Genomic DNA, 24,104 nt, shown 5'->3' on the forward strand with positions numbered 1-24,104 from the left:
GACGACGCGTGAAACGCCGTGCCGCGGCAGTCCCGCACGCGACGCATTGACGACAGGATGCCGGAAAGCCGGCCGCGGATGATCCGCGCAAGCATGGATGCGTGCGGCACGAATCGTGGACAGTCGCGATGCGCACGTCGCGCGCCCGGCTCAGGCATCCAGCAGTTCGAAAGCCAACCCGGCATGCCGCACGAGGCGCTCGACGAAGCGCTCGTCGAACATCGTCGCGGGCGTCCAGAAACCGCCGCCGCGCCCGGTCTTCGTGCCGTCGCGGGCACAATCCAGCACGAGGCTGAGCGCGGCCTGGCCCAGCATCTTGCCGGTCGAGCCGTAACCGGGATCGCGATCGCCGGTGACTTTCACGCGCAGGGTCCGCCCGTCGTCGGCGCGCCCGAAGAAGCGCAGATCGTAGCGGCCGGCCAGTTGCGCCGCGGCACTCGGCCCCTCACCGGGCTTCGGCAGCAGGAAGCGCTCCATCAGGCTACGTACCGGCTTGACGAGGACGCCGACCATGAACGCGCCGAGGCCGGCCACCATCGTCAGCGCCGCAATGCGGCCCTTCATGCCCGTACCCATGATGACCGCCTCGTCATAGGTGAACCGGTCGCCATACGCGTTGTCCGCGAGGGCATTGGAGCGATGCACGACGCGCTCGTTGACGGCCGCCATCACGAACGGCGCGATCCACGTGCCGCCGTCGCGATCGAATTCCGCCGAGCGAACCGCATGTTGCCGTACCGTGAAGCGGTGATCCTTCGGGCATAACGCATACGGATCGAGCAGTTCACGGCGCACTGCGGGATCGGCCGCGGCTTCGCGCACGACGTTGATCACGCTCGCGACCGTTCCGCCCGACGCACCGCCCTTCAGCGTCTTCACGCGCATCTTCACCTGCGTGGCCGGCACGCCCCACTGCCGCCGCGCGTGCTGCTGCAGGAACAGCACGCCGATGTCCGACGGCACCGAATCGAAACCGCAGCAATGCACGATGCGCGCGCCCGATTGCCGGGCCGCCGGCTCGTACCGTTCGATCATCCGCTTGATCCACTGCGTCTCGCCGGTGAGGTCGCAATAATCCGTGCCGGATTGCGCGCAGATCCGGACCAGCGGCTCGCCATAAAGCGCGTACGGACCGACGGTCGACACGACGACGCGCGTCCGCGCGCACAACGTCCGCAATTGCGCTTCGTCGGCCGCATCGGCCACGATGACCGGCAGCGCCTGCCACGCGGCACCCAGCCCGTCCCTGACCTTGCGGAGCTTCGCCTCGGAGCGGCCGGCGATCGCCCAGCGCAGCGCTTCTCCGCTGCCCGACAGGTGCTCGGACAGGTAGCGCGTCAGGATTTGCCCGACGAAGCTGGTGGCACCGAATACGACGAGATCGAGATCATGGGTCGGCTGGGTCATCGATGCTTCCTCTGAAACGGGTTGGCTACGGGCAGCCGGGTTCATCGAACGGGTTCGTCGAACACCTTCAACGGCTTCGGCAGAGAGTAGAAGTTCGGCGCCCAGGTCGGACTGGACACCGCCGCCAAACGACTGAGCGCGCTGCGATATTTGTCAGCGGAATCATACGTCTTCCGTATGAACTCGCCTGAACAACGGCCGAAGCCCCATCATTCATGCAGTTCAACCAGAACGTTCAATCGAACCAATCGCTTAAAGGAACACGCTTCAGGCCCAGTGCGCCTTGAACTCCCGCGCATACTGCTCGAAACGAATCGGCGCCTTTCCGGTGATACGCCGCACTTCATCAGTGACGTGCTCGGCATGACCAGCTTTGAACTCCTGCAGGAGGGCCAGCAGCAATTCCGTGTAGTCCGCCGACAGGCCCGCATTCAGCAGCCCATGACGCATCTCGTCTTCGGCGATATCGGTATGGACGATCGTGCGCCCCGTCACCTTCGAGAGAATCGCGGCCACCTGTGCATGGTCCAAGGCCTCGGCACCGGTCAGGTCGTGCGCTGTATTCAAGAAGTCGTCGCCACTCAACAACCGAGCGGCCACCGCCGCGACATCGCGCGTGTCGACAAAGCTTCCCTTCGCCGTTCCCGCGGGCACGACGATCTGGCCTTCGGTCTGGATTCCATGCAGCCAGAAGGTATGGAAGTTCTGCATGAACCAATTCGGCCGGATTGCGTTCCAGACCATACCCGACCGCTCCAGATGCAATTCCGCCCGACGCAGGGGGATGTTGTCGTCGACGTCGACACCGAGCGCAGAAAGAAGGAGCACCTTGCATACGCCGGCTGACTTCGCTGCGTCGATGGCAGGAATCAACAACTCGTCATGGTTGGCGAAACCGGGAGGTGGCATCAGGAACAGTTGGTCGGCACCAGCGAGCGCCTGCGTCAATCCCGCGCCGGTCGCCAAATTGACCAGGACTTCGCCTGGCCGCAAGGCTCGGCCGGTAGCACGGCGCACGTTCTGACCTTGAGCCGTGAGTCGAGACGACAGAGCGGAACCAATTTGACCGCTGGCGCCGATTACGAGGGTTGTGGTCATCGAGAACTCCTTGGAGGGTGTTGAATAGCCCCGAGTGTGCCCTCTTGAAAAAAGAACCAGAATGCATGAAAGTCCAGACTTCATGTCTAGGAGTCTTCGGAATTTCTAAATGGACATACTTTCAGACATTCTTCATGTCGCTGGACTGCAGTGCCGCCTGCTTGACATGCACGCCCTGTCGCCCGGTGACGCACTGCGATTTCCATGCGAGCGTAGCTTTGGCCTGCATACCGTGACGCGTGGCCAAGCCTTCGTGCACGCGCCCAATCTCGATGAGCCCCTGGCACTACTGGCGGGGGATATGGTGTTAATGGCTCGCGGCAGCGTTCACCTGCTCTCTCTCGACCGTCAGCCGCCCGCGTGCACCAGCGCGATACCCGTCGCGGACTTCCCAGGGGCTGAGCGCCGCGCCGTGCCGGTGCACGGTAGCACCTTGGTCATCTCTGCCGCCTATCAACTTTGGCACGAGCCACTGCATCCATTCCTGCGAAGCCTGTCGCCATGGTTCGTCATCCGCGGCAACACACTGCAGCAGCTTTCAGCACTGCCGCTGACCATCGGTTTGCTTGATCGCGAACTCGGCGATCGGGCGCTAGGCGCGACCTCAGCCACGCATGGCCTGCTGGATGCACTGTTCGTCTTCGCTCTGCGCGAGATCGCCGAGCGAGAGCACCCCTCGGGAGCATCAGGCTGGCACCACGCCATTGCCGACCGGTCTATCCGCGAGGCATTGACCTTCATGCACGGCAACCTCAGCCATGGCTGGACGCTGGAAGAACTCGCCCGACAAACCGGACTATCGCGCTCGGCTCTGGCCGAACGCTTCCGCAATGCACTGGGCGACACCCCGCTAAGCCATTTGCGGACACTACGCATGCAAAAGGCCATGCAGTTGCTCTCCGACACCCAACAGTCGTTGGAGCAAGTTGCGCAGGCCGTGGGTTATCAGGATGCGTTCGGTTTTTCTAAAGTATTCAAGCGATCCACCGGTCAATCTCCAAGCCAATTTCGCAAGCAGGACGCGTTGGAGAAACTGACCTCCGACCGTTTCCAGCAGGTCTGAGTGCTCGGCCGGACGCACATGCCCCGCTCCTTTGGCGCGCTCAACACCCAATCCGATCCGTTCGCGGGCACGGCACGGCACGGCGCGGCGTGGTGCCGTTGCCGCCGGCGGCCCACGCGGATCCCGTGCGAATACCGCAAGCCGCCAGCCATGCGATCGTCATCGGCAACGGTGCACGCATGACGCTCTCCCTGAACGAACCCTGAAACACGAACGCCTTCCTTGTCGCCAGACCGCGCGACAGGCGACGCGGTCGTCCTTCCAGAAAGAAAGACTTCGACCTGGAAGGCGCGGACCTGTCGCGGCTCGATTTGCGCGGCGTGCGGTTCGAGCGCGGCGCGCTCGCGGAAGCGTCGTTCGTCGGCGCGACGCTCGCGCAAACGGCCTGGATTCGCTGCCGCGCGCGCCAGACGAGCTTCGCCTCCGCCGATCTCGAGGACGCGCGGTTTCAGTCGTGCGATCTCCACGACACGAACCGGCGACGCAGCAAGCTCGGCTCGTGGTGCTTCGACGAATGCCATCAGAACCGGTGAATGATCCCCGCGCCGAACGCGAACTGGTTGCCGGTCGACGACGGAGCGGAATTGAACCCGTCGCCCAGCGTCGCGGTCGCATCGACGATGCTGCCCGCGCCGCTCGTGCCGAGCGTCTTGCCCTTCGCGTGCTGATACGCCTCGAGCAAATACAGCCCGGTGCGCTTCGACAACGCGTAGTACTGCGACAGGTTGAACTGGTGATACCGCGCGCTGTCGGTGATGCCGTTCGCCTCGGTCGCGCGCGTGTATGCATAGCCCGCGCCGAAATCCCAGGCCGCCGACGGCTTCCAGTGCAGCACCGCGCCGGCCGTGTTGAAGATCGCAGTGTTGACGAACTTCGACGCCGCGCCCGGGATGTATTCGGTGTTGGTGTACGTCGCGGACGCATCCCACGCGTCGCTGAACCGGTAGCTGAGCCCGACCGCGAAGCGCTGCTGCGCCTTCGCGGTCTGGTAGCCGTTCGTGAGCGCCGACACGCCGACCTGCGCGCCGCCGTTCGACGTCGTCGAGTTCGCGCCCCACGTGCCGCCGGCCGTGTTCGAATTGTTGATGCGCTCGAACGCCACGCCAACGCCGAGCGGGCCGGCCGCGTACTGGATGCCGGTCGCCCACGTCGACCCGGCGTTCGTGCTGCCGGCCACGCCGCCGAGCGAATACGAACCGCTCAGCGTCACACCGTACCATTTTGGCGACCTGTACTCGAGCGTGTTGTTCGCGCGGTAGATCGTGTCGAGCCCGTCGACGTCGCCCGGGTGCGCGCCATAGTAGCCGGTGATCCAGGTCGTCGGGCTGAACGGCGACATCGTCTGGTAGTACGACGCGTATTGCCGCCCCGCGGTCAGCGTGCCGTAGGCCGCGTTCGTCAGCCCGACCCACGCCTGCCGTCCGAACATCGCATCGGTGTACTGCGTGGCCCCCGTGCCGGAGTTGAAGCCCGATTCGAGCGTGAAGATCGCCTTCGTGCCGCCGCCGAGATCTTCCGCGCCCTTCAGGCCGAAACGGCTGCCGGCCCATACGCCCTGGTTCATCCTGACGACCGACTTGCCGCCGCTCGTCGAGCCGAGCGTCGTCGCGTTGCTCTGGTAGCCGATCCCGTTGTCGACGATCCCGTACAGCGTGACGCTGCTCTGCGCGAATGCCGGCGCGACCGCCGCCATCGCGACGCCGGACGTCAGCACCACGCGTAATGCCTGCTTCCTCATCGATCAGTCTCCTTCCTTGCCTTGTTGAATGGGAAATGGGTTGTTATGGTGGCGGCCCGCCGGCGTCGGGTCACGGACGATACGCATGCCAGCCGTTGCCGCCCTTGCAGACGAGTTGCGCACCCTGGACCTGGCACTGCGCCTCGTAACCCGGCGAATACAGCCATTCGCCGGCCCAGTGCAGGTCGACGTACGGATCGGCCGCCGGCATATCGGCGACGAAGTTCGCCGCATCGTCGGTGCTGCCGCTGCCCGTGTAGTGCGCGGTGGCCGGATACGGGAACACCGGGCGCGTGCGCGTCGTGTTGCCGTTCGCATCGACGATCGACGCGACGATCCGGCCGGGCGTCGCGCCCGTTTCGGTCCAGGCCATCAGCGGCGTGAGGATGTCGAACACGTTCGGCCCCTGCCCGCCACCGCAGTGCGCGACGCCCGGGAACAGGTAGAAGCGCGCGAAACGGTCGACCTTCGCATCACCCATGTCGTGCTTCATCGCTTCGTAGTATTCGATGCTCGAGCGCGGCGAGATGTGCTGGTCTTCCAGACCGTGCCACAGCAGCAGCTTGCCGCCGCGGCCGGCGAAGCGGCTCAGGTCCGGATCGGTCGCGGCCAGGTAGTTCGACACCGGCACCGTCTTCGCGAACCCGTCGAGCGTGAACTTCAGGTCGCCGATCGTCGCGGACGGATACGACGCGTTGTAGTCGTCGAGATAGCGCAGGAACGGCAGCACGAAGCTGATCGTGCCGCTCTGTGCGGTGGCGGTCGCCGGGACGAACAGGCTCCAGTTCAGCTCCGAGCCCCATTCGCGCGACACGAGCGGTTCCAGACGCGTACCGTCGGCGGCCGTCGCGCCATCGTGGATCCGGCGCACGACGTCGGCTTCCTGCGACGTCAGGCAGGTCGCGGTGGATTGCCCCTGCGCGCAGACGATCGTCGCGGGATCGAAACGGCACGCGCGCGGGTTGTCGATCACGCCGTCGACCACGCCGTCCAGCCCGTCGCAGGCCGTCAGCACGGCCGCGTGCAGCATCGGCAGCTTGCCGGCGAGCAGGATCGCGTTGCCCGTCTTCGGGTCCGTGTTGACCGCGTTCGGCCATGCATGGTGGAACGTGTTCTGCACGATCAGGTCGTTCGCGGGCGCGCCGGCGGCGATCCCGTCGAAGTCGTCGGGGAAGCGCTGCGCCTCCATCAGCGCCTCGCGGCCGCCGTCGGAACAGCCGTCGAAGTACGCGTAGCGCGCGGGCCGAGCGTAGAACTTGCCGATGATCGCCTTCGCCACCTGAGCCGTCGCATGTTCGGCGCGATACGCGAAATCGAGCTTCGCCTTCGGGTCGAGCGCCCACGAACCGTCGTTGCCGCCCTCGTGGCCCATGTCGGTCGCGGCCATCGCGATCGTCCCGTTCGTCACCGGCACGCAGGTCGACGCCATCGGCGCATTGACCGACAGGTTGCCGCACAAGCCGCCGCAGCCCGTCTGCAGATAGCGCTGCGTCCAGCCCTGCGTCGGCAGCTGCAGTTCGAACAATGACGCGCCCGGACCGATCGTGCCCTTCACGTCGCATACGGGCGCCGGCAGCGTCTTGTTGCCGACGACCGTGCCGGCCGGCAGCAGCACCGCCGACGTGATCGTGACGGTGCCGTCGGTCACGCCGCTCAGGTCGAGCGCCGCGACCGACGGGCACGACATCGCGGGCATCACCGCCGGAAGATTCGTGAGGCCGCCGGTGCTCGCGGAACTTGCCGCGCTCGCCGCGCCCGGCCAGCCGGCCAGCGCCGCGCACAGCCACACGGCCGCGATTGCCAGCACCCGGACCAGCGCATCGCGCCGGACCCGTGCGGCGCGATTCCGCGCGCACACCATCCACCCTGCCCTGCAGTTCGTCTGCATGCCTGTCTCCTGTCTTTCTGTTGGATACGCCGCTCGCCCGCACGGACGATGCGGCAACGTTGTGTCTGTCTTGCGGTGCATCGGGCGACGCGGGTCTGCCCGGATCGCCCGTCACTTCTTCATCAGCATAACTAAGCTCGTCGTCCGTTCCCGTTGCGAAGAATGCCGAATCCCATCTGATCCGTTTATCGATTCGTGCCGCCCGGACTCACGCGGGTTCCATCCCGTGTTCGCGCTTGACGCGATCGGCTTGCGGCGACGCGAGATACGCGAGAAACCGTGCGGCGGCCGCGCGATCGCGTGCGGTGCTGCATAGCGCGGCGGCGAACACCGTCACCGCCTGAACCGGATCCGGCAGCGCGCCCGCGACATCGATGCCCGGCACGTGCATCAGCTCGCTCAGTTGCTGAAAGCCGAGCTCGACGTCGCCGGATGCGATCAACGCGCCGACCGGCACGCCCGGCGGCGCCTGCACGATACGCGGTGCGATCGCGTCGACGATGCCCCAGCGCGCGAACAGACGATTCAGGTGCGTGCCGCTCGGCCCCGTCGAATAACCGATCCGGCCGGCGCGCAGGATCGCGTCGCGCAACGCCGCCTCGGTGCCGATATCCGGCCGCGTCGCGCCGCTCGCCACCGCGACCGCGATGCCCGAGCGCGCGACGTCCACGCGGCTGCCCGCGTCGACATGGCCGTCCGCCGCCAGCCGCTCGATCGCATCGGACGCGAGCACGACGAAATCGAACGGCTCGCCATCCCGCACGCGCCGCGCGGCATCGACGCCGCCGACCGACGTGATCGATACGCGACATCCCGTATCGCGCGCATGGTCGGCGACGAGCCGCGCCAGCAGCGGCCGCGTCGCCATCGACGAAATGCCCGAGGCGGCCGTCGCCGCGCCTCGCGTCTGCTCCATCGTCGCCGCCTGCATCAGTCGATGTAGCGCAGGCCGGCCTGACGCAGCGGCTCGCGCATGTCGTACATGTCGAGCCCGAGCACGCCGGACGCGAGCTTCGCGCGCTTCGCGGCTTCGTTCGACTCGCGCGCGATGGCTTTCTCGAGCACCTGCGCCGCACGCGCGGCCGGCACCACGACCACGCCGTCGTCGTCCGCGACGATCACGTCGCCGGGATTGACGAGCGCCCCCGCGCACACGACCGGCACGTTCACCGAGCCGAGCGTCGCCTTGATCGTGCCTTTCGCCGAAATCGCCTTGCTCCAGACCGGAAACTGCATCGTCTCGAGCACCGCGACGTCGCGCACGCCGGCATCGATGATCAGCGCGTGCGCGCCGCGCGCCTTGAAGCTCGTCGCGAGCAGGTCGCCGAAATAGCCGTCGGTGCAATCCGCGGTGACTGCCGCGACGACCACGTCGCCCGGCCGGATCTGTTCGGCCGCGACATGCATCATCCAGTTGTCGCCCGGATGCAGCAGCACCGTGACGGCGGTGCCGGATGCGTGCGCACGCGGATAGATCGGCCGCATGTATGGCTTGAGCAGCCCCGTGCGGCCCATCGCCTCGTGCACCGTTGCCGAGCCGAGCGCGCCGAGGCGCGCGGCGACGTCCTGGTCCGCCCGATGGATCGTGCGGTACACCACGCCGAGTTCAGTCATGATCAGAGCCCCTTCGCTTTCAGTTGCGCATCCAGGCGCGGATACACGCGCCGCGCATTGCCTTCGTAGATCTTGCGACGCGCGTCTGCATCGAGCGACGATGCGTCGATGTAGCGCTTCGTGTCATCGTAGTAGTGACCGGTTTCGGGATCGATGCCGCGCACCGCGCCGATCATCTCGCTCGCGAACAGGATGTTGTCGACTGGAATCACGCCGGTCAGCAGGTCGATGCCCGGCTGGTGATAGACGCACGTATCGAAGAACACGTTGTTCAGCAGGTGGGCCTTCAGCAGCGGCTTCTTCAGCTCCTGCGCGAGCCCGCGAAAACGTCCCCAGTGATACGGCACCGCGCCGCCGCCATGCGGGATCACGAAACGCAGCGTCGGAAAATCGCGGAACAGGTCGGAGGTCAGGCACTGCATGAAGGCCGTGGTGTCGGCGTTCAGGTAGTGCGCGCCCGTCGTGTGGAAGCACGCGTTGCAGCTCGTGCTCACGTGGATCATCGCGGGAATGTCGTACTCGACCATCTTCTCGTAGATCGGGTACCAGTAGCGGTCCGACAGCGGCGGGCTCGTCCAGTGGCCGCCGGACGGGTCCGGATTCAGGTTGATCGCGACGTTGCCGTATTCCTCGACGCAGCGCACGAGCTCCGGAACGCAGGTCGCGACATCGACGCCCGGGCTCTGCGGCAGCATCGCGGCCGGCACGAAATGATCGGGAAAGAGCTGCTGGACGCGATGGCACAGCGCGTTGCACACGGCCGCCCACGTGCTCGACACCGCGAAGTCGCCGATGTGATGCGCCATGAAGCTCGCGCGCGGGCTGAAGATCGTCAGGTCGAGGCCGCGCTCGCGCATCAGCCGCAGCTGGTTGTGTTCGATCGATTCGCGCAGTTCGTCGTCGCTGATGTTCAGCTCGGCCACCTTCGGTTGTTCCGACGGACTGCCGATCGCCGCGACCTGGCGATTGCGCCACGCTTCCAGCGCCTTCGGCGCGGTGGTGTAGTGGCCGTGAATGTCGATGATCATTGATGCTCCTGCGTTTGATGATGTGTCCGGCACCCTGCCGACAACCGCGCCGGACGGCGGTCCGCAACGTGCGTCAGTGCGCCGGGTTTTCGAGTTCCTGCGGTTCGGGCGCGGCCGCGCGCTGCGTCGTCATGATCGCGATCGCGGCCAGCGTGGCCGGCACCGCGAGCATCGACAGGATTGCGTCGAACTTCCAGCCGACGCCGAGCAGCGCGCCGCCGATCGCCGAGCCGAAGATGCTGCCGAAGCGGCCCATCCCCAGCATCCAGCTCACGCCGGTTGCGCGCGCAACGGTCGGATAGCGTCCCGGCGCATACGCGTTCAGCCCCGTCTGCGCGCCGCTCATGCAGAATCCGGCGGCGAACACCAGCAGCGCGAGCGACGACGACAACGCACCGGCCCACGCGATCACGGCCACGCACAGCCCGCCGCCGAGATATGCGGCGCCGATCACCGGCGCCGGCCGCACGCGGTCCATCAGCCAGCCCACGCCGATCGCGCCGATCGTGCCGCCGATCTGGAACATCGCGGTCACGTTCGCCGCCGTGCTGACGGACAGGCCGGCGTCCTTGATCAGCGTCGGCAGCCAGCCGGTCAGCAGGTAGATCACCAGCAGCCCCATGAAGTACGTGATCCACAGCGACAGCGTCACGCGGCCATAGCCTTGCGAGAACAGCACGCCGATCGGCTTGCGCGTCGGCAGCGGCGGCTCGTTCGACACGAACGTCTCGTTGCCGCTGAACTGCCCGCCGCACACGCGGTTCAGCAGCGCGCCGATGCGTTGCGACGGCGCGCCGCGCACGGCCAGCAGGCGCGCCGATTCGGGCAGCAGCCACAGCTGCAGCGGAATCAGCAGCAGCGGCAGCGCGCCGCCGAACAGCAGCACCGTGCGCCAGCCGTGCAGCGGAATCAGCCAGCCGGCGACGAAGCCGATCAGCGCCGAGCCTAGGTTGAAACCGGTGAACATCACGGTGATCATCAGCGCGCGCATCCGCTGCGGCGCGTACTCCGACAACAGCGTCGTCGTGTTCGGCATTGCCGCGCCGAGACCGATGCCGGTCAGCAGCCGCAGCATCGCCATCTCGAACGGCGAATGCGCTTGCGCGGTCACGATCGTGAACACGCCGAACAGGAACACCGACGCGATCAGCACGCGCTTGCGCCCGAACCGGTCGGCGCTTGGGCCGGCCAGCAGCGCGCCGATCACGAGACCGATCGGTGCCGCGCTCATTACGAGCCCGAACTCGGGCCGCGAGATCGCCCAGTCGCGAATCACCGACGGTGCGACGAAACCCATGATCGCGACGTCCATCCCGTCGGCGATCACGACGAGGCAGCACAGCACGACCAGCAGCCACTGGTACCGCGACACCGGCCGTTCATCGATGAACGCCTTGATGTCGATTGTCTTTCCACTTGCCATCATGACTCTCCTGTCTCCTTGTCGACGATCGACCAATAGATCGATCGATTCGTCATCCTATTTATATGGCTTGATTCACTTCCGAACTTGCGGTCATGAAGGCGCTACGTTCCCGCGCGCCTTCGTCACGCGTTACGTGTTGCGCGGCTTGTCCGCGTCGTCCCAGCCCAGCGGCCCCGCACTCTTGCCGGCCACCGAGTACAGCGCGCCCGGCGCGTTGCGCGTGCGCTGGAATTCCTCCAGCGATTCGCCGCGCATCGCCGCGTAGATGTGCAGGTTCGATACACCCGTCACCGCGCCCAGTTTCTCCAGCAGGAAGAAGATCACGCCGTAGCGCAGCAGGCCGAGCCAGTCGCGCTGGCGGATCAGGTCGCGCTCGTCGGTGCTCAGGCCCGCGGCTTCGAAACTCGCTTCGGGGTCGCTCAGGAACCGCGCGCGATGCGCGGGCTCGATCATCCGGTGCAGGTAATCGTTGATCCGGTATGCGCGAACGGCCCGCTCGATCGTGAACGGATAGGTCCCCGGCAGTTGCTCGACGCCGGCGAGCTCCGCCGCGATCCGCTGCCGATGGCGTTCGGCGGCCGCTTCGTCGATGTCGGTGTCGGCCGGCTCGTAGACGGCCGTCGCGATGCCCGTCATCGACGGCAGGTAGTAGCTGCGGTGACGGCACACGACGCCGGCCGGCAACGCACCGCGCATCGTGAGCCACATCACGACCTCGGCGCCTTCAAAGCCGCCGAGCGTCGCGTATTCGGCGAGCGGCATGTCGGCCAGGCGTTCGGGGTCGCGCTCGAGCAGGTCGAGGAAGCGCGCGTCCCATTCGGGATTGTTGAAGCCCGAGCGCTCGCCGTGCACCTGGTGCGACAGCCCGCCGGTCGCGACGATCGCGACGCGCAGGTCTTCCGGATAGCTTTCGATCGCGCGGCGCAGCGCCTGCCCGAGCCGGAAAAACCGGCGCGCGGACGGCACCGGCAACTGCAGCACGCCCATCTGCAGCGGCACGAGCCGCACCGGCCAGTCGGGCCGGTGCGGACACAGCACCGACAGCGGCGAGAAGCAGCCGTGGTCGAGCGGCTTGTTCTGGAAGAACGACATGTCGAACTCGTCGGCCATCAGCGACTGGCCGATATGCGCGGCCAGCGCCGGGTGGCCGGCGATCGGCGGCAGGTCGCGCGCGCCGCCGCCTTCGTCCGCCGGATCCCACTGCGGCCCGACGCCGAGCGAGAACGCCGAGTAGTGGTCGAAGAAGAACGACGTCACGTGGTCGTTGTAGATGAACAGCAGCACGTCGGGGCGCTGGTCGGCGAGCCACGCGCCCAGCGGCGCGAAGTTCTCGAAGATCGGCGCCCAGACGGGATCGTCATGCTTGTTCTTGTCGAACGCGAACCCGATCGTGGGCGTGTGGGAGGCTGCGATGCCTCCGATAATCCGTGCCATGCCAATGCTCCTTCGTGATGCTCGAATGCGGTCCGGCCTCGCCGTCCGCCACTGATTGAATGCGTGCGCGTCCGCTTACGAGACGCGGCCGTGCGGCTGCGGCGCGAGGCTGCGCTTGACGACCAGCGCAAGCGGAACGGTGAAGACGAAATGCGACATGAACCCGCCGATGATCACGTTCGGGTCGAAATAGTTCGGATGATTGCTCGATGCGATCATGATCAGCGCGTGCATCACGATCCACGCGACGATCGCGAAGAACAGCGCGACGAACGTCGCCTCGAAGCCGCGCCGGCGAAACCACGGCCAGATCGCCGCGAACACGATGCCCCACGACAGTGCGAAAACGAAGTGGATCGCGGTGCCGATGAAGTACGCGCCGATGCCCAGCGCCTCCTGCGCGGCCTTGCCGAACACGAGCCCCGTCGCGTTGCGCGGAATGCCGGCGAGCGGCATCAGGTGCTGCGCGCCGACCCAGACGAGCGCCTCGTACACCCAGATCAGCACCGCACCCGCGAGGCCGCCGCGAATACCCGCGCGTACCGTGTCGGCAAACGTCGTGCTGCCCCGCGCCGCGTCCGTCGATCCGCCGGCCCCGATGATGTGCTGTCGTCCCATTGCGCTGCCTCGCTCGTGTATGCGGGCGCCGCGCGACGCGCAACGCCCTTCGTGATCGGACGAACAATGAATCAGATGGCGGCCCGATGCGCCGGCAACCGCGTGCTTGCGGTCCCCGGGATCGAAATTACGCATTCGGCGGCCACACGAGACAGTCAGGGTAAACCCTTGCATTTCGACGAAACGGCCTGTCGGACAAGCTTTGAGCCACCATGCGAACCGCCACGCCGATGCCCGGGAAGCCCGCCGGACATGGCGCTCGCGGCTGGACACGCGCCGGGTCGCCGTTCGCGGCCGGTCGCCGGACGATTCACGACCGATAAACAAAACAGATAGGCGGATAAGCACGACGCAAGCTCCGCCGCCACCGTTCCGGTAAAGTCGGTCAACCCGCTCCGCCGCCGGCGCGGGCCGCACGGATGCAGGCATGTCATCCCCGCGTTCGCCGCCGCGACGCACACCGCCCGATCGCCCCATGGACAACACCGAACTCCCGAACCTCGCCTGCCTGTACGCGGTGCAGCGCGTTGCCGAAACGGGCAGCGTGAGCCGGGCCGCCGCCACGCTGTTTCGCGCGCAGTCGGCCGTCACGCGCGCGGTGCAGGAACTCGAAACGGCCCTCGGCGAACCGCTGTTCGATCGCAAGCCGTCGGGCATGCTCGCGACGCCGGTCGGGCGTGCGGTGCTGAAGCGCGGCGAACGCGTGTTCGCCGAACTCGGCGCGCTCGCGAACTGGTGCACGCTGCGCCAGTCGCGCCGCCGCGCATCGGCCGAAGGCGGCCTGCCCGCGTTCCTGCTCAACACGCGGCGGCTCCAGCTGTTCTCGACGCTCGCGCGGCACCGGCACATGCCGAGCGCGGCGCGTGCGCTCGGCGTCACGCAGCCGGCCGTCAGCAGCGCGATCCGGATTCTCGAGAGCGGCGCGGGTTTCGCGCTGTTCCATCGTCATCCGCGCGGCCTGCTGCTGACGACCGACGGCGAGACGTTCCTGCTGCACGTGCGGCGCGCGCTGAACGAACTGCGGCACGTCGCCGACGACGTCGCCGCGCTGCACGGCAGCATCCAGGGTGTCGTGACCGTCGGCGCGCTGCCGCTCGGCCGCACGCTGATGCTGCCCGAAGCGGTCGCGCGCGTCGTCACGCGCTACCCGAAGGTGCGCGTGATCACCGACGAAAGCGCGTACGAGGCGCTCGTCGCCGGCGTGCGCGCCGGTGACATCGACTTCATCCTCGGCGCGTTGCGCGCGAGCGATCCGGCGAGCGACCTCGAGAACGAACGGCTGATGTCCGAGAATCTCGTCGTGCTCGCGCGGCACGATCACCCGCTCGCCGGTGTGCGCAACCTCGGGCTCGCGAGCCTCGCCCGCGCGCAATGGATCCTGCCGCGCAGCCACTCGCCCGCGCGCGGCCTGTTCGAATCGCGGTTCCGGCGCATGAAGCTCAAGCCGCCGATGCCGACCGTCGAGAGCGCCGACCTCGCGGTGATTCGCGGCCTGCTGCTGCACACCGACATGCTCGCGGTACTGTCCGCGCAGCAGCTGCACTACGAATGCGAAGCGGGGCTGCTGGCCGTTCTCGACGTCTCGATGCGCGAAACGACCCGCGACATCGGCCTGATGACGCGCGCCGGCAGCCCGCCATCGCCGGCCGCGCGCGCGTTGATCGATGCGATTCGCGTCGTCGCGACCGAGGTCGCGCGCACGCCGCACGCCACCGCCGCCGCGCGATAAGGAAAGCGCATGGCTGCCGCACCCGATTCGCATCGCGGCCGGTACTTGAATCGACCGACAATGCAGTCGATATGCGGTTCGGCGTCCGGCCGCTGCGCGGCACCGCCATAAGGCATCGCGATACCGCCCGCCCCGCCCGCGCATCACCTTCCTGAGGAGCGACACGATGATCGACCCGGCGATTGCCTTCATCGGTTTCGGCGAAGCCGGCGGCCTGCTCGGCGGCGCGCTGGCCGCCCGCGACGTGCGCGTGACGATGTACGACCGGCAGCTCGACGATGCACGGTCGGCGCCCGCGATGCGCGACAAGGCCGCGCGCCTGCGCGTCGAAGCCGCGTCGACGCTCGCCGCCGCGATCCGCGACGCACGCTGGATCGTGTCCGCCGTGACGGCGTCGTCCGACGCGGAAGTCGCCGCGGCGGTCGCCACGCACATCCGCCCGGGCCAGACCTTCATCGACATCAACTCGGTATCGCCCGCGATGAAGCAGCACGGCCAACGGCTGATCGAAGCCGCCGGCGGCCGCTACGTCGAAGCGGCCGTGATGGCGCCCGTGCCGCCGCACGGCCTCGCCGTGCCGATGCTGCTCGCCGGCCTGGCGGCCGAAGCGGTCGCGTGCGAGCTGAACGCGCTCGGCTTCGACGCGCAGCCCGTGTCGACCCGCGTCGGCGTCGCGTCGGCGGCGAAGATGTGCCGCAGCGTGATGATCAAGGGAATCGAGGCGCTGACCGTCGAATGCCTGGACGCCGCACGCGCATACGGCGCCGATGCGCTGGTGCTCGCGTCGCTGCGGCAGACCTTCGGCTCGTTCGCGACGCTGCCCGACCTGCCCGGCTACCTCATCAGCCGCGTCGCCGAGCACGGACGCCGGCGCGCGGCGGAGATGCGCGAAGTGTGCGACACGCTGCGCGAAGGCGGCGTGGCGCCGGAGATGAGCGATGCGTGCGCCCGCGTGCAGGATCGCTTCGTCGACAGGATGGCCGCGCGCGGGCTCGCCTACGACGCTCTGCTGCCGTTCGACTGGAAGCAGGTGCTCGACCGGCTGGACGAACGGCCGCCGTCAGCGCCCACGGCGGGCGACTGATGCACCCGCGCGCGGCGGCCCAGTCGCGGCGCCTGTTCCGCGTCCGGCGAGCATCGTGAATTCCGGTGATGAATCGTTGAACTGCATGGCGGCGTGACGCCGGGCCGCGACACCCGACCGGGCGCCGCGCCTCGTCATTCGAGCTCGACGCCCTTGAGCTCGGGGATCAGGAACAGCGTCGCGATCATGTCGAGCACATAAAGGCCCGCGAGCAACGCGATCGCCGTCTGGAACGAGTAGCGCGCGGCCAGCGCGCCGACGGCCACCGGCCCGAAGCCGCCGACCGCGCGGCCGATATTCCACAGCACGTTCTGCGCGGTCGCGCGCGCGGCGGTCGGATAGCCCTCGGACATCAGCGCCCCGTAGCCGCCCACCATCCCGTTGACGAACATCCCCATCAGCGCGCCGGCCCACAGCATCGCCGTCGGATCCGACAGGCGCGCATACGCAACGACCGTCACGACCGAGCCGAGCTGGTACAGCAGGAACGTCGGCTTGCGGCCGATTCGATCGGCGAGCTGCCCGAACGTCCAGACGCCGATCATCATCCCGACGACGGTCGCCGCCGTCCACAGCCCCGACTTCGTCAGCGAGAAGCCCATCTGTTTCGACAGGAAGGTCGGCAGCCAGATCATGATCCCGTAGTAGCCGAAGTTCTGGACCGAGCACAGGATCACGATGCCGAGACTCGTGCGCGCGGTGCGGGCGTCGGCGACGAGCATCCGGAACGCGTTGGCGCGCGGCTGCGTCGCGCGCTGCACGAAGACTTCCGGCTCGTGCAGCCGGTTGCGCAGCACCCACGCGAGCAGCGCGGGCAGCACGCCGACCACGAACATCCCGCGCCACCCGACCTGGCGCAGCAGCAGCGGCGTCAGCAGCGCGGCCAGCAGCACGCCGGCCTGCCAGCCGAGCGCGACGTAGCACGACACGCGGGCCCGCTTGCTCGCCGGCCACGCTTCGGCCGCGAGCGCCATGCCGATCCCGAACTCGCCGCCGAGGCCGATGCCGGCGATGGTCCGGTACACGAGCAGATCGCGGAAGCCCTGCGCGAACGCGCACAGGCCGGTGAAGACAGCGAACAGCATGATCGTCCAGGTCAGCACGCGCACGCGGCCGTAGCGGTCGCTCAGGGCACCGAACAGAATGCCGCCCGCGACGGCGCCGATCAGCGTCCACGTGACGAGCGCGCCGCCCTGTCCGGGCGTCAGCTGCAGCGCAGCCGTGATCGCGGGCAGCATGAAGCCGAGAATCAGCAGGTCGAAGCCGTCCATCGCGTAGCCGATCGCCGAGCCGGCCAGCGCCTTCCATGCGTACGACCCGACCTGCTCCGTGCGCGGCGCCGCCGGATCGCCGAGCGTCGAAGATTTGATGTTTGCTGCCATGATGTCCTGCCGGAAATGTCCGGGCGACATTCTAAAGCCAGTTCCCGCGCATGACGGGCCGGCAAGCGCACGCGCACGGAAAGCGCCGCACGCCCGCTTCCGGGAACGGAAACGGGCGGCAGCGGTAATGAATTTGAAAGATTCGGAAGCCGGGACCCGCAATCAGGCGGGACACCGAAAGAAGGAGGAGAAACCGGTGTTGCGTGGCCGGCGTCGCCGCCGGCGCGGGTCGAACGGCACCGGAGTGGTGCCGGTGCGATGCTGGGTCAGCCCTGGTCGTCCCCGGGCCACCAGGTTTTGGCCTCGCGGTCGACGAGCAGCGTGTCGAGATCCTTGCCTTCGAGCCATTTGGGTCGCGGGCCGCGGCCCGACCATGAGCGGCCGGTCGTCGGATCGTAATACTTGGCAGGCGCCTTGCGTTTTCGCTGGACGATGTAGCCGAGGGCGCTCAGCACTTCCTGCTGCGAGATGCCCAACAGCTCGACCTGCTCCTTGAATGCCGAGAGTGCGGCTTGCTTCTCCTTCTGCTTGGCGTCCGACAACTTGATGTTCAGGTCCCGAAGTTGTGCTTCGAGTTCCTGCAGGGCCTGGGTCATGTATTCATCCTCTTTGGGCATGTTTTATTCAAAAAACCTCCGATGGCTGAACCTATCACGAAGTTCCGCCAATCTGTGTTGCGATACGTGAATCGTTTGCCTGGACCTGCGAGGCTTTCGCAGTGTGCCGCAGGCAACGCGATCGTCGAAAGCCGGATGACATCGATACGCAACACGCGGCGAGCCGTCGGTGGCGACCTCGTCGCCACCGGGCGTCGCACCCTTGCACGGGCGCGGCATGGCGCGAATGATAGCAGTGCGCATCCATCGTGTTTGAAGACTTTTGCGGTCCGGCGCACGCGCGGCTTCGTCGGCCCGCGAGCATCGACGCCGGCGCGGCGAATTACGCACCGCAGCCGCGCCCGTCCCACGCGATCCGTGTGAACAATGCATGCAGCTTCGCGCCGCGCGCGGCGTTCAGCGCGCTTGCATGGGCGACGCGTCCGGCCAGGTGCGCGCGGAAATCCGCGTGCGCGGCGCGATTCTGCGACACCGGTCCGTGGCGGATGCAGTTGGTCAGGATGGCCTTCAGGACATCGAACTCGTCGCGCGCCAGGTTCGGATGGCGATTGACGACCACGCCGGCCAGTTGCTGCCGCACGCCGCGCCGCATCACGCGCGTCTTGCGCAGTTGCAGCGCGAAGCCTTCCTCGAGTGCGATCGCGGCGACCCTCGCCTGCAGCCGCCCCGCCTCGCGCGCGAACGCGCCGCCGCCCGAGAACGCGAGATCGTCCGCATAGCGCGTGTAGGTCGCGTCGAGCGAACGCGCGAGCGCCGCGAGCCGCATGTCGAGGCGGAACGCGCACAGGTTCGCCAGCGCCGGCGAGGTCGGCGCGCCCTGCGGCAGATGGCGGCTGCGGTAGCGCTGGCGGCCGGCCCAGTCGAACCGGTCGCGCAGGTCGGGCGCGAGCAGCCGCGCCGACGGCACGCGGTTGGTGCACAGCGCGGTCAGCGTCCGCGCCACTTCCGCCGGATAGCCGAGCGTCGTGAACAGCGCATGGACCCGCGCCGCGCGCACCGACACGAAGAAATCCGCGAGATCGAAACGGACGACGACGTCGCGATCCGCATGCGGCGCGGCGAACGACACGATCCCCCGCCCCTTGCGAAAGCCGTGTGCCGCATCGTGCGGCGGGATGCGATCGAGCAGCCCGTGCAGGATGCGGCGCTGCGCTTCGCGCAGCCGGCCCTTCGGGATCTCGATCAGGCGGCAGCCGCCGCGACGCTTGTCGTAGCCCGCGTACGTGTAGTGATGCAGCGGCGAGTCGCTGCCGCGCGTGTCGACACGCCAGCGGTCGGACAGCCAGTCGAGCTCGGGCGCACTCACGCCGAGCCAGCGTGCAAGGTCGCCGCACGTCGGCCATGGCGGCACGTCGATGCCGGCGAGCCGCGGCGGCAACGGTCGCTGAACCGGCGGCCGGCGCACGATGCGCATCACGACCGGCCGATTATTGCCGTACCACGCGATCATGAACGCCGACGTATCGGCCAGCGCGCTTGCCAGCAGGTCGGTATCGACGCCGGTCCAGTGCGTGCCGAAGTGCGCGATCGCGTGATCCACGAGCGCGTGCCCCCACGACGGTGCGGCGCCGAGCACGGTCGCGATGCGCTCGAGCATGCCGCCGCGTTCGGGCGGGCCGGCCAGCATCGCTTCGGCAATCGCGCGGGCTGTATCGAACCGGGATGCTTGCATGGAGAAGAATGGGCGGGACGATGAGTCAACGTGACAGGTGCTGCGAGAGCAGTCGTTGCGCAACGCGCAACCTGCGCTCTTGCGACGCATCGGGGTGTCGGTCTCATCCACGGGGTAGCCCCGTAGTCCTGGAACTTCGGCTGCCTGTTCCGGGGGTGTGCTTGACCCACCGCCCCGCGACGCGACTTTAATGGCCGGGCGCGCGGGGTGTCAAATGACGGGGCGCGCGACGCTCATGCCCGGCGTCGCGCAGGTCGCGCGCGATCGGGTCCGGCACGAAGACGTGCCGGCATGGGCCCGCCCGTGCGCGCGTGATTTGTTCGTATGCGTCAGGCTATCGGCGAGCCGGACGCGCCGCCCCGCGGCCACGACGTTTCCCGGCAATCGGGAATGTTGCGCAGTGCAACGTCTTGCCGTGCGGCGACGATGACCGCCGCCGCGCGTTTCGGCAGCGCGGCGCACGCCGCGCTTACGGCAGCGGCGGCGCGTCGCGCAACACGGCTTGCAGCCCGGTCGCGAACGGTGTCGCATGCTCGATCCCGAGTGCGCGCAGGCTCGCAGCATCCAGATGGCAATCGTACGGGCGCGGCGTCGCATCGGCCGGCGTGTCGATCCGCGCGAGCGCTGCGTCGACGCCGAGCGCGGCCGCGATCCGCTGCGCGATGTCGTACTTCGTCATCGGTTCCCGGCCCGACCAATGACGGATGCCGGTGACGGACGCGCCCGCGAGATGGCGCAGCGTCAGGTCGCGGATGACCTCCGCGACGTCGGGCGTGTAGGTCGGATAGCGGATCGCCCACGCGTCCATGCCGGCCGCGTCCGCGCCCGGTCGCGCGGACGCGGCGATCGCCGGCACGAGGCTCGTGACGGCCGACTCGCGCCAGTCGACGATCGGGCCATAGAGCAACGGCAGGCGCAGCACGCAGGCAAGCGGCGACGCGGCGAGCAACGCGGCCTCGCCTTCCAGCTTGGTGCGGCCATAGACGTTCAGCGGGTTCGGCGTGGCATCTTCGCAGTAAGGCGCGGCCTTGCCGTCGAATACGTAGTCGGTGGAGATGCCGAGCGTCCACGCGCCGTGGCGCGCGGCGAGCGCGCCGATGCGGGCCGGCGCGTCGACGTTGATCGCACGCGCGGCCGCGGGGTCGCGTTCGCAGACGTCCGGGCGGCGCTCGGCAGCGCAGATGATCACGGCGGCCGGCCGGTGGGTTTCAAGGAGATGTTCGAGCGCCGGCTGGTCGAGAGCGTCGAGTCGGGCGATGTTTTCAGGCGGCAACGCGAGATGCCGCGCGCCGGCGGTGTCCGGGTTGCGGATGGTTGCGACCAGCGTCAGCGACGATTCGCGGGACAGCGATGCGGCGACTGCACGGCCGAGCAGGCCGGACGCGCCGATGAGGAGAATGGTCGGGTGCGACACGGTAGCCAACGGTGAAAGGGGATGAGGGCCCCAATCTATACGAGAACCGGCGACCGATGTCGATTTCGATCCCACGGCGACGACGTGCGCGCGATGAAACAAGGCCCGGTGCGCGATTGCTTCCGCGCACCGGGCCCGTCGTGCGGCAGGAAACTGCCGCGCTGTCTCACTTCCGGTCGAACGAATACCGGCCCGGCCCGCTGACCGCGAGCAACAGCAGCCCGCCGATGATGCTGATGTTCTTGTAGAAATGGATCATCGCGAGATACTGGTCCATGCCCTGCAGCGCCCAGTAGCGATGCCCGATCAGCGCGGTCACGAGCGTATAGGCCGCGAACACCAGCGCGAGCGGACGCGTATAGAACCCGACCGCGATCAGCGCGCCGCCGACCAGCTCGACCGCCACCGCGATCACCGCCGACAACTCGGGCGACGGCGCCCCCGTCGAGACCATGTACGCGACCGTGCCCGAGAAGCCGTTCAGCTTCTGCCAGCCGAACAGCACGAACAGGATCATCATCAGCACACGAGCCGCCAGCAGCAGCTCGTCCTTCTTCGACTCCAGCGAAACGTAACGCATAGCAATCACCTTGAATTGACGGTTTGACGCATTCGGTGCCGACGTCCGCCGCAACGGCGAACCTACGGATCGACAACGAACCCTCCTCGCACGATCGAACCGCGAGCCGGTCGGCCCGCCGCCGAAGAATCCGTCCGGTCGCGCCGTCATGGCGCGCTGCGGAACGGTTCTGGCGAAGCACGGGTGCAGTCTACTGTCTCACCGGAAATCATCAATCCGTCAAAACAATATTGGCTGTCTCGAATTAGTGGACAATTGTCACGTAACAAACGTGTCATGCGTGGCCGGTTGGGCATCGCAAACGAAATCCGAACTGGAGCAAACAAACCTGTTTTCGCTTTTCCTTGAGATGGACGTACGGGTCGTACAGCCGTCCCGCGATCAGCATGTGACCGGCGGCCGTGCGCAAGCCAACATGACTCCGAGGACCGAACGGCCGGCGGCCCTGATTAGCTCGGCCGTTCACTGCATTGAAACCATTCTCGAGTGAAAGTAACGCTGCCCCACCGCCGCTCAGCGCCTCACCGCCTTTCACGCCGACGCGAGCACCGGACAGACTGCCGCTCTGCAATTCGATTCTGCCGGGCGTGCCGCCGCTTCGTGATTATCCGATCATGAACGTAATACGCTGCGCCTCCCTACCGCGGCCCACGCCAGCTGCGATGGCCGCGTACAGCGTGACCATCGATGTCGACCGACCTCCTTCAGCAGTTCGCCGAGTCGCTATCGCAGGCGCTGAGTTGGCCTGGAACTCGAGTGCGTACGCCCATCGGCCGGAAACGTGAGTGACGGACCGGGCGAGTGTGCTCTCGAAGAGGATTCGCTTGCTCATGTTTTGTCTTGCTCCATGGGAGACTGCCGCGAGGCCGTGCCGTCGAGGTCGAATGACAAGCGCAGTTCGCCGCCACCCCGATTCCGGCATAAGCGAAGCGCCCCGCGAAACCGGGGCGCCCGCCGATGAAGGACCAACGCCGACACGCCAGCCCTCCCGGCGTCCGTCATATTTCAGAAGTAGTGCATCATGCCGACGTACCCGCCTTGCTGGTTGTGCCCCGGCAACGGCAAGGAGTCTGCCGTTTCGACCGGGAAGTTGGACGTCCGGCCATTGAACATGGCGCCGAACGTCGCATACACGAACGTGCGCTTCGACAGGCTGTACGTCGCACCGACAACCCCGAGGTTGCCGCTGCCGCCGCCATGATTCGCGTTACCGTGGTACCACCCTGCCTGGAATGCCAGCGCGGGGTTGGCCTGATAGGTTGCCCCCAGCCATTCCTGTTCATTCCGCGTGGCGCCCGCCGGATTATCGGAACTGACGACCGTATCGCGCCCAGATGACACCAGGGCCTGATACCCCGTGTAAACCTTCAGCGCGCCGAACTGATAAGTGCCGCCAATCATGTATTCGCGCGACGCGGTGTAGGGATCCGAGAATTTCCCGTTGGCATCGCGGATCTCCTCGTAGACCCCGTATGCGTTGAAGTCACCGAGAGAATAGGCCGCGCTTCCACTGAACTGCCGGCTCCCGCGAAAATTTCCGGCCTGGTTGCCGAAGCCGTTCTGAAGACGGAAGGAGAAGCCCGCCCACTTCGGTGAGTTATAGGTCAATGAATTGGAACGCGAACCCCACGCACGCCCCTTCGCAAAGTTCGCGATGCCCGTTGCCTGCTGCCCGAACGGGTCAAGATAAAATCCGGTCTCGTCGGTCAGACTCATGACCTGGCCGGCCCACACGCTTCCCCAGCCGTCCTTGCCGAGACCCACGTATGCGTACCGGTTGAACAGGCTTTGTCCCGGCAACTGCCCCGTTCCGGCGGTGAACATGCTTTCGAGCTTGAATTCCGCTTTCAGCCCGCCGCCAAGATCTTCCTTGCCCGTCAATCCCCACCAGCTGATCCCGTACTGATTGCTTCCGAAACGATAGTTGGTCTTCGACTGACCGCTTGGCGTCGCCACGTTCGTAACGAAATCAAGCCCGGAAGCAACCCGCCCGTAAAGCGTCACGCTGCTCTGCGCGTGAGCGCCGCATAATCCGGCGGACAAAATGAGGCCACACATCGATTTCCTGTACATTTCGTTTTCCTTAACGAAAAGATCTCCATTAACAACATCCTGGCCTCTAGCGGGCCGTTACAGTCACTTCAAATCCACCACCATGCCCACGCGTCGAGAAAATTCGCCACCCATGCCGGCAAATTCCTCGTTTCCTCTCTCAGGAGTTTTTCTCAGTTATCCTATTTAATTAGACGAAAAATCAATTCGACAACTGCAATTCGAGCCAACAGCTGGACGCCGGATGGCTATTCACTCGG

The 24,104-nt window shown here is 67.0% G+C and carries 20 protein-coding genes; 4 read left to right on the forward strand and 16 right to left on the reverse strand.

Annotated features, from left to right (window positions below; genetic code table 11):
* Nucleotides 1-150: 150 nt before the first annotated feature.
* Together DIE21_RS07050 and DIE21_RS07055 are read right to left on the reverse strand one after the other, a co-directional pair.
* On the reverse strand, nucleotides 151-1,407 hold the full coding sequence (locus tag DIE21_RS07050) for a trans-acting enoyl reductase family protein (protein WP_124497005.1): 1,257 nt from the start codon (nucleotides 1,405-1,407) through the stop codon (nucleotides 151-153).
* Nucleotides 1,408-1,674: 267 nt separating this feature from the next.
* Nucleotides 1,675-2,505: an SDR family oxidoreductase gene (locus DIE21_RS07055; RefSeq protein WP_185640688.1), complete on the reverse strand. Its 831-nt coding sequence runs from the start codon at nucleotides 2,503-2,505 to the stop codon at nucleotides 1,675-1,677.
* Nucleotides 2,506-2,614: 109 nt separating this feature from the next.
* On the opposite strand from DIE21_RS07055, the gene DIE21_RS07060 reads away from it, so the two are divergent.
* On the forward strand, nucleotides 2,615-3,568 hold the full coding sequence (locus tag DIE21_RS07060; RefSeq protein WP_124497007.1) for an AraC family transcriptional regulator: 954 nt from the start codon (nucleotides 2,615-2,617) through the stop codon (nucleotides 3,566-3,568).
* Between the two features lie 320 nt (nucleotides 3,569-3,888).
* Nucleotides 3,889-4,101 carry a pentapeptide repeat-containing protein gene (locus DIE21_RS07065; RefSeq protein WP_409364618.1) on the forward strand — a complete coding sequence of 71 codons (213 nt, stop codon included), beginning with the start codon at nucleotides 3,889-3,891 and terminating at the stop codon, nucleotides 4,099-4,101.
* On the opposite strand, the gene DIE21_RS07070 is transcribed toward DIE21_RS07065, so the two are convergent.
* The 8 genes from DIE21_RS07070 to DIE21_RS07105 form a co-directional block, all read right to left on the reverse strand.
* Nucleotides 4,089-5,306: a porin gene (locus DIE21_RS07070; protein ID WP_124497009.1), complete on the reverse strand. Its 1,218-nt coding sequence runs from the start codon at nucleotides 5,304-5,306 to the stop codon at nucleotides 4,089-4,091. The two genes, DIE21_RS07065 and DIE21_RS07070, sit on opposite strands and share 13 nt — an antisense overlap.
* A gap of 70 nt (nucleotides 5,307-5,376) precedes the next feature.
* Nucleotides 5,377-7,194, reverse strand: a complete 1,818-nt coding sequence (locus tag DIE21_RS07075; RefSeq protein WP_124497010.1) for a tannase/feruloyl esterase family alpha/beta hydrolase — start codon at nucleotides 7,192-7,194, stop codon at nucleotides 5,377-5,379.
* A 208-nt stretch (nucleotides 7,195-7,402) separates the two neighbouring features.
* Nucleotides 7,403-8,110, reverse strand: a complete 708-nt coding sequence (locus tag DIE21_RS07080; protein WP_124497011.1) for a substrate-binding domain-containing protein — start codon at nucleotides 8,108-8,110, stop codon at nucleotides 7,403-7,405.
* Between the two features lie 14 nt (nucleotides 8,111-8,124).
* Nucleotides 8,125-8,808 (reverse strand): 4-carboxy-4-hydroxy-2-oxoadipate aldolase/oxaloacetate decarboxylase, encoded by a 684-nt coding sequence (gene ligK, locus DIE21_RS07085; RefSeq protein WP_124497012.1) that lies wholly within the window; start codon nucleotides 8,806-8,808, stop codon nucleotides 8,125-8,127.
* A 2-nt stretch (nucleotides 8,809-8,810) separates the two neighbouring features.
* Nucleotides 8,811-9,836 carry an amidohydrolase family protein gene (locus DIE21_RS07090; protein ID WP_124497013.1) on the reverse strand — a complete coding sequence of 342 codons (1,026 nt, stop codon included), beginning with the start codon at nucleotides 9,834-9,836 and terminating at the stop codon, nucleotides 8,811-8,813.
* 73 nt (nucleotides 9,837-9,909) lie between these two features.
* Nucleotides 9,910-11,259, reverse strand: a complete 1,350-nt coding sequence (locus tag DIE21_RS07095) for an aromatic acid/H+ symport family MFS transporter (protein ID WP_124497134.1) — start codon at nucleotides 11,257-11,259, stop codon at nucleotides 9,910-9,912.
* A gap of 132 nt (nucleotides 11,260-11,391) precedes the next feature.
* Entirely contained in the window at nucleotides 11,392-12,696 is a 1,305-nt protein-coding gene (locus DIE21_RS07100) for a gallate dioxygenase (RefSeq protein ID WP_124497014.1), read from the reverse strand.
* Between the two features lie 75 nt (nucleotides 12,697-12,771).
* Entirely contained in the window at nucleotides 12,772-13,314 is a 543-nt protein-coding gene (locus tag DIE21_RS07105) for a hypothetical protein (RefSeq protein ID WP_124497015.1), read from the reverse strand.
* A 475-nt stretch (nucleotides 13,315-13,789) separates the two neighbouring features.
* Here DIE21_RS07105 and DIE21_RS07110 point away from each other — a divergent pair, with 475 nt between their 5' ends.
* Together DIE21_RS07110 and DIE21_RS07115 are read left to right on the forward strand one after the other, a co-directional pair.
* Nucleotides 13,790-15,043 carry a LysR family transcriptional regulator gene (locus DIE21_RS07110; RefSeq protein ID WP_124497016.1) on the forward strand — a complete coding sequence of 418 codons (1,254 nt, stop codon included), beginning with the start codon at nucleotides 13,790-13,792 and terminating at the stop codon, nucleotides 15,041-15,043.
* A 166-nt stretch (nucleotides 15,044-15,209) separates the two neighbouring features.
* A complete protein-coding gene (locus DIE21_RS07115; protein ID WP_124497017.1) occupies nucleotides 15,210-16,127 on the forward strand; it encodes an NAD(P)-dependent oxidoreductase in 918 nt (305 codons plus the stop codon).
* A gap of 134 nt (nucleotides 16,128-16,261) precedes the next feature.
* On the opposite strand, the gene DIE21_RS07120 is transcribed toward DIE21_RS07115, so the two are convergent.
* From DIE21_RS07120 to DIE21_RS07150, 6 genes are all read right to left on the reverse strand, one after another.
* Nucleotides 16,262-17,509, reverse strand: coding sequence for an MFS transporter (locus DIE21_RS07120; RefSeq protein WP_124497018.1), 1,248 nt, complete (start codon nucleotides 17,507-17,509; stop codon nucleotides 16,262-16,264).
* A 266-nt stretch (nucleotides 17,510-17,775) separates the two neighbouring features.
* The gene (locus tag DIE21_RS07125; protein ID WP_124497019.1) at nucleotides 17,776-18,105 is read right to left on the reverse strand and encodes an H-NS family nucleoid-associated regulatory protein; all 330 of its coding nucleotides are present in this window, start codon (nucleotides 18,103-18,105) and stop codon (nucleotides 17,776-17,778) included.
* Between the two features lie 343 nt (nucleotides 18,106-18,448).
* Nucleotides 18,449-19,798 (reverse strand): reverse transcriptase family protein, encoded by a 1,350-nt coding sequence (locus DIE21_RS07130; protein WP_124497020.1) that lies wholly within the window; start codon nucleotides 19,796-19,798, stop codon nucleotides 18,449-18,451.
* A 469-nt stretch (nucleotides 19,799-20,267) separates the two neighbouring features.
* Nucleotides 20,268-21,212 carry an SDR family oxidoreductase gene (locus tag DIE21_RS07135; protein ID WP_124497021.1) on the reverse strand — a complete coding sequence of 315 codons (945 nt, stop codon included), beginning with the start codon at nucleotides 21,210-21,212 and terminating at the stop codon, nucleotides 20,268-20,270.
* Nucleotides 21,213-21,378: 166 nt separating this feature from the next.
* Nucleotides 21,379-21,792 carry a DoxX family protein gene (locus tag DIE21_RS07140; protein ID WP_124497022.1) on the reverse strand — a complete coding sequence of 138 codons (414 nt, stop codon included), beginning with the start codon at nucleotides 21,790-21,792 and terminating at the stop codon, nucleotides 21,379-21,381.
* A 1,005-nt stretch (nucleotides 21,793-22,797) separates the two neighbouring features.
* The gene (locus DIE21_RS07150; RefSeq protein WP_124497023.1) at nucleotides 22,798-23,865 is read right to left on the reverse strand and encodes a porin; all 1,068 of its coding nucleotides are present in this window, start codon (nucleotides 23,863-23,865) and stop codon (nucleotides 22,798-22,800) included.
* Nucleotides 23,866-24,104 lie beyond the last annotated feature (239 nt).

It is taken from the genome of Burkholderia sp. Bp9140, assembly GCF_003853425.1.
Lineage (GTDB): Bacteria > Pseudomonadota > Gammaproteobacteria > Burkholderiales > Burkholderiaceae > Burkholderia.